The sequence below is a fragment of the Niveispirillum sp. genome (assembly GCF_017996735.1).
Classification (GTDB): Bacteria; Pseudomonadota; Alphaproteobacteria; order Azospirillales; family Azospirillaceae; genus Niveispirillum.
On record NZ_JAGOGJ010000220.1, the window covers coordinates 1 to 6,296 of the forward strand.

5 protein-coding genes are annotated in these 6,296 nt (G+C 63.1%); 4 read left to right on the forward strand and 1 reads right to left on the reverse strand.

The window, feature by feature from the left end:
- Nucleotides 1-1,089, forward strand: a 1,089-nt coding sequence (locus KBA48_RS31770; protein WP_292912683.1) for an aspartate aminotransferase family protein, incomplete at its 5' end; no start/stop codon positions are given.
- Nucleotides 1,090-1,136: 47 nt separating this feature from the next.
- Here KBA48_RS31770 and KBA48_RS31775 read toward each other — a convergent pair.
- Nucleotides 1,137-2,150 (reverse strand): LysR family transcriptional regulator, encoded by a 1,014-nt coding sequence (locus KBA48_RS31775; RefSeq protein WP_292912684.1) that lies wholly within the window; start codon nucleotides 2,148-2,150, stop codon nucleotides 1,137-1,139.
- A 26-nt stretch (nucleotides 2,151-2,176) separates the two neighbouring features.
- Here KBA48_RS31775 and KBA48_RS31780 point away from each other — a divergent pair, with 26 nt between their 5' ends.
- The 3 genes from KBA48_RS31780 to KBA48_RS31790 all read left to right on the forward strand — a co-directional run.
- Nucleotides 2,177-3,616 (forward strand): aldehyde dehydrogenase family protein, encoded by a 1,440-nt coding sequence (locus KBA48_RS31780; RefSeq protein WP_292912685.1) that lies wholly within the window; start codon nucleotides 2,177-2,179, stop codon nucleotides 3,614-3,616.
- Nucleotides 3,613-5,181, forward strand: a complete 1,569-nt coding sequence (locus KBA48_RS31785) for an ABC transporter substrate-binding protein (RefSeq protein WP_292912686.1) — start codon at nucleotides 3,613-3,615, stop codon at nucleotides 5,179-5,181. Before KBA48_RS31780 ends, KBA48_RS31785 begins: the two co-directional genes overlap by 4 nt.
- Before the next feature lie 199 nt (nucleotides 5,182-5,380).
- The coding region (locus KBA48_RS31790) for an alanine racemase (RefSeq protein ID WP_292912687.1) at nucleotides 5,381-6,296 on the forward strand (916 nt) is incomplete at its 3' end.

Genomic DNA, 6,296 nt, shown 5'->3' on the forward strand with positions numbered 1-6,296 from the left:
TATCTGGACTTCTCCTCCGGGATCGGGGTTACCAGCCTGGGCCACGGCCATCCGGCCGTTGTCGGGGCGCTGATGGAACAGGCGGGCCGGCTCTGGCACTGTTCCAACAATGTCCGCATCCCCTTGCAGGAACAGGCTGCCCGCCGGCTGGTGGACCATTCCTTTGCGCAGAGAGTGTTTTTCTGCAACTCCGGCGCCGAAGCGCTGGAGGCGTCCTTGAAGCTGGCCCGCTACACCCAGAAGCAGCGGGGCCGGCCGGAACGCTGGCGCACCATCGTGTTCGAAGGCGCCTTCCATGGCCGCACCCTGGCCACCGTCACGGCCGGCGGCCAGCCGAAATATACAAGCGGGTTCGAGCCGCTGGTCGACGGGTTCGACCGGGCGCGCTTCAACGACCTGTCGTCGGTGGAGGCGCTGATCGGGCCGCAGACAGCCGCCATCCTGCTGGAACCGATCATGGGCGAAGGCGGGGTCCGTGTCGCGGAACCCGCCTTCATGCAGGGGTTACGCCGGTTGTGCGAACGGGAAGGGCTGTTGCTGCTGCTGGACGAGGTGCAGACGGGCATTGGCCGCACGGGTACACTGTTCGCGCATGAGCGCCTGTTCGCCGGTACAGATATGCGTCCGGACATTGTGGCCTCTGCCAAGGGCCTGGGGGCCGGCTTCCCCGTTGCCGCCTGTCTGGCGGCCGGTCCGGCTGCCACAGCCTTCACGCCCGGCGTGCATGGGACCACGTTCGGTGGAAACCCGCTGGCCATGGCCGTCGCGGGCGCGGTGCTGGATCAGATACTGGCACCGGGTTTCCTGGCCCGCGTGCGCGAGATGGGGGAACTGCTGGAGCGGCGGCTTCGCAATCTTCAGGCGGCCTTTCCCGGCCTGATCCAGGAGGTGCGGGGGCAGGGTCTGATGCGCGGCCTGCGCCTCAGCTTCCCGCCGCCAGATCTGGTGCGCGCGGCCTTTGGCCAGCGCCTCTTGCTGGTCGGTGCTGGCGACAATACGGTCCGCCTGCTGCCACCCCTCATCATCGGGGAGGCGGAGGTGGAAACAGCCGTGGAAAAGCTTTTCCAAGCCCTGCGCACCCTGTCTTGAGCCTGCCGATCCATCTGACCGGAGACAATCAGGGGAGCGCGTCACACTTATGGAACTGACCACGGGGGACCAGATAAAGCCGTCCGAAGGGATTGCAGGAACGCATTCGCGCGGCTGCTTCGGCCTCTCCGTTCGTGGACCAATGCAACGACGTCGGCGGGTGGCGGTGACCATTGCGGCAGGATCTGACGTAGCCGCCCCGCCGCGATGTCGGTGGCTACGTCCCATTCGCTTCTCACGATGATGCCGACGCCGGAAAGCGCCCAGTCACGGATGACTTCGCCGTCGTTGGTTGACATGACGGGCTTTATCCGCACCGTGGTCATACCGTGGCTGGCATGCGTAAACCGCCATAAGGTTACGTCCTCGTTATTCTCACGCAAGGCCAGACAGCGGTGGAGGACCAGATCGTCCGGTCTCTCGATTGTCGGGTTGCTTTCCAGATAACCGGGAGCCGCGCACAGAATGCGACGATTGGGGGCCAGGGTGGTCATCAGCCGGTCGCTTTCCGGCAAGGCGCCGATATGAACCACGATGTCCCAGCTTTCCGCCATCTGCCGGATCGGGCTGTCGGACAATTCCAGCGTCACGGTTGCCGAGGCATGGCGCTGGGCGAAGTCCCGCACGATGGGTGCGATGTAACGCCGCCCAAAGCCGTGGGGCGCCGCAATCCGGAGATGGCCGCGGACCTGCGTTGTTCGCCGGGCCAGGCGTTCCGACAGATCATCCACCGCTTCGATGATCGCGGCCCCCTCCGACACCAGCAGTTCGCCCTCATCCGTGAGGGTAAGGCCGCGGGAGGTGCGATCCACCAGATTAACCCCAACCCGCGTCTCCAAGGCCCGCAGCCGCTGGGTCACCGCAGGTGCAGTGACGTTCAGCCGCCGCGCGGCTTCCGCCAGCGAATGGGAGGCCGCGATGGTGGCGAAGAAGACCAGATCATCGGTGGAGATCATAAGGTCAACCTTAACTAAACATAAATTGATTGTTAATTGTACCCTTGGTGTTTTTGCATAATCCTTCCCTTTGCGCAACGCCTCTGGATCGCTGGTCCTGGTCATTATCGGTTGGCGCGGAAGGGTCGGATATGGATTTCACGGTCTGCGATCACCATTATATCGGCGGGCGCTGGGTCGTTCCGTTGACGTCAGGGGACAGCATATCCGTCATCAACCCGGCGACGCAGAAGCCGGTTGGCCGGGTTGTGTCCGGCGGCGCCGACGATGTCGAACAGGCCATAGCAGCAGCGCGGGCCGCCTTTTCGAGCTTCTCCACCAGCCCGGTGGCCGATCGCGCCGCTCTTCTGGGCAGAATCCTCACGCTCCTGGAAGAGCGGTCCGAGGAACTGGCCCAGGCCATCACCCGCGAGATGGGTGCCGCGATCACGTTCTCACGGGCATCGCAGGTTCCTTTCGGCATCGCGCATATCCGCGCCGCCATCGAGGTACTGGAAACCTACCCTTTCATCCGTAAGCGGGGAACGACAGCCACGATCAAGGAGGCGATCGGGGTCTGCGGGTTGATCACGCCCTGGAACTGGCCGCTTTACCAGATCACTGCCAAGGTCGCTCCGGCGATTGCCGCAGGATGCACGATCGTGCTGAAGCCAAGCGAGGTGTCGCCGTTCAGCGCGCAACTGTTCGCGCAGATCATGCATGATGCCGGGACACCGGCGGGTGTTTTCAACCTTGTTCACGGTACCGGACCGCAAGTGGGCACCGCGCTGGCCGCGCACCCGGATGTGGACATGATCTCGATCACGGGATCAACCCGTGCGGGGGTTCTGGTCGCCCAGGCGGCAGCACCCACGGTGAAGCGGGTCACGCAGGAACTGGGGGGTAAATCCCCTAACATCCTGCTCGACGATGCCGATTTTGATCGGGTTGTCCCCCTGGGCGTCGCAGCAGCATTCCGCAATGTCGGGCAATCATGTTCCGCCCCCACCCGCATGCTGGTGCCGGCCGGCCGGTTGGCGCAGGTCGAGGAACTGGCCGCGGCGGCGGCTGCCAGGATGGTGGTTGGCGACCCGTTGCACGAAGGCACGGCCCTCGGCCCCGTTTCCACCCAAGCCCAGTTCGACAAGGTCCAGGCCATGATCGCCATCGGCATGGCGGAAGGAGCTTCGCTTGTCTGTGGTGGACCGGGACGGCCGGTGGGGCTGGAACAGGGCTTCTTCGTCCGGCCGACAATCTTCTCCCAGGTCCGGTCCCGCATGCGCATCGCCCAGGAGGAGATATTTGGCCCCGTCCTGTGCCTGATCCCCTACGCCGATGAAGCAGACGCGATCCGCATCGCCAACGATACCGTCTATGGCCTGGGCTGCCATATCCAGTCGGCCGACCGTGACCGGGCCCGCCATGTCGCGTCGCGGATCAGGGCCGGGCAGGTCCATATCAACCACCCGGCCTGGGATGCCCATGCCGCCTTTGGTGGCTACAAGCAGTCCGGAAATGGCCGCGAATATGGGGAGTTCGGCATGGAGGAATATCTGGAGACCAAGGCAATCCTCGGATATTTCCCGCAATGAGCGGGGGCAAGCTCACCCGTCGGGTTCTGCTGGGTTCCGCTGGTGCCGGGCTGGCAGTGGCCGGGGTCCAGTTGCTGCAAAAGCCCCCGCCGGTGGCACCCCGTCCAGCCGGCGGTTCGTCGGAACCCCGGATCGGTGGTCGGATCCGGGTGGCCAGCACATCATCGTCGACCGCCGATACGCTGGATCCGGCGAAAGGATCGATGAGTACGGATTATGTCCGTCATTATATGCTGTATAGCGGCCTGACCGAACTGGACCGCGATCTGAACCCGCGCCCGGCGCTGGCAGAGATGATCGTCAGTGACGATCAGACAGTATGGCAGGTGAAACTGCGCCAGGGCGTTCAGTTCCATGACGGCAAGAACCTTGACGCATCGGATGTGGTTTTTGCCCTGCTGCGGCACAAGGACCCCGGCATCGGTTCGAAAATGCTGGAGATCGCCAAACAGTTCAAGGAAGTCCGGGCGACAGGCCCGCTGGGACTGCGCATCGAGCTGACGGGACCCAACGCGGATTTGCCGGCAATCCTCGCCCAATCCCATTTTCTAATTGTTCCCCAGGGACAGACCAGTTTTGCCACGGCCAATGGCACGGGGCCGTTCCGTCTGGTCGAGTTTCAACCGGGTATCCGCACCATCGTCCGACGGAACCCCAATTTCTGGAAATCCGGCAAGCCGTATCTGGAGGAGATCGAACTGATCGGCATCCCCGATGAGATGAGCCGGGTCAATGCCCTGCTGTCGGGTGATGTACAGATCATCAATGCCGTCAATCCGCGTTCGGCCCGGCGCATCCGGGAGGAGCCGGGATATGATCTGCTGGAAACACGATCCGGCCTCTACACCAACCTTATCATGCGGCAGGATTACCACCCGACCTCCAGCCCCGATTTCACGGCGGCGATCAAGTATCTTCTGGATCGGCCGTTGATCAACCGGGCGCTGTTCCGGAACTACGGGACCATCGCGAACGACCATCCGATCCCGCCGTTCCACCCCTACTATCGAGAGGATCTGCCGCAGACCAGCCTCGATCTGGACCGGGCCAAATGGCACGTGCAGCGTGGCGGCCTCTTCGGAATGCGCCTGCCGATCTATGCTGCGCCGGTTGCGGAAGGGTCGGTCGAGATGGCGTCCGTTCTTCAGGAATATGCGGCACGTGTCGGCCTTAACCTGGCGGTCAACCGCATGACATCCGATGGATACTGGTCGACACATTGGATGAAGCACCCGTTGAGCTTCGGCAACACCAATCCGCGCCCGACGGCGGACATGATCTTCAGCCTTTTCTATAAGTCCGATGCCGTGTGGAATGAGACCGGCTGGCGAAATCCCCGGTTCGACGGATTGCTGCTGGAAGCCCGCGCCGAACCGGACCCGTCGCGGCGCAAACAGCTCTATGGCGAGATGCAGGGTCTTGTGCGGGAGCATTGCGGCAACGCCATCCCCGTCTTCATGAGTGTCCTGGACGGCTATGACCAGCGCCTGAAGGGCCTGTATCCCGTCCCGCTGGGCGGGTTCATGGGCTACACCTTCGCCGAACATGTCTGGTGGGATGCCTGAAGCATTAAGTTCTAACTTATCTGTTGATGCAGAAATCGTTAATTGTCGCGCTCTCACCGCGAGGGCAAAAACAGATCACCCAATCTGCGAGGATCCCTCTGTGACATATGCGGAATTCCAGACCAAACCAGAACCAGAGGTAGAAAAGCTGCGTCTGGCTGATCTTGAAACCCCTTGCTTGCTTCTGGATGCCGACCGTATGGATCGCAACATCGCGCGGTTGCGGCAGCGGCTGGATGCTCTGGGGGTTTCACTGCGCCCGCATCTCAAAACCGCGAAGTCGGTCGATGTGGCCCGTCGGGTGATGGGCTCGGCAGCGGGTCCGGCCACGGTATCGACATTGAAGGAGGCCGAGTATTTTGCGGCGGCCGGCGTTCGCGACATGATCTATGCCGTGGGCATTGTTCCCGGCAAGCTTGGCAAGGTGCTGCAACTTCGCCGGAAGGGTGTCGATATTGCCGTTGTTCTGGATACGGTGGAACAGGCGGAAGCCGTTGCCGCCGCATCGCGGGCGGCAGGCCAGGCGATCCCGGCCCTGATCGAGATCGATTGTGACGGCCATCGATCGGGGGTTCTTCCGGGCGATGCCGCGTCTCTGCTGGCGATCGGCCGAGCCCTCGCGGATGGTGCCGAGCTTCGCGGCGTGCTGACCCATGCCGGTGCCAGCTATGGCGCGCGGACCGAACAGGCGCTGATCGAGGCGGCGGCGCAGGAACGCCGCGCCGTTGTCCAGGCGGCAGAGACGCTGCGGAGTGCCGGCCATTCCTGTCCCGTGGTCAGCTTGGGCTCCACCCCCACGGCCCATTTCGCGACCGACCTTACCGGTGTCACCGAAGTACGGGCCGGCGTGTTCGTGTTTTTTGATCTGGTGATGGCGGGTATCGGCGTTTGCAAGGTCGATGATATCGCCCTGTCGGTCCTGGCCACGGTGATCGGACATCAGCGGGAGAAAGGCTGGATACTGGTCGATGCCGGCTGGATGGCGATGTCGCAGGATCGCGGAACCTCCAAACAGCCGGTCAGCCAGGGCTATGGTCTGGTCTGTGACAGCAGCGGCAGGCCCTATGGCGATATCATCCTGGCGGATGCCAATCAGGAACATGGGATCGTGACGG

Coding starts and splice junctions, on each gene's coding strand:
- KBA48_RS31775 (WP_292912684.1), bottom strand. CDS start 2,150: ATGACCAGGACCAGCGATCCAGAGGCGTTGCGCAAAGGGAAGGATTAT.
- KBA48_RS31780 (WP_292912685.1), top strand. CDS start 2,177: ATGGATTTCACGGTCTGCGATCACCATTATATCGGCGGGCGCTGGGTC.
- KBA48_RS31785 (WP_292912686.1), top strand. CDS start 3,613: ATGAGCGGGGGCAAGCTCACCCGTCGGGTTCTGCTGGGTTCCGCTGGT.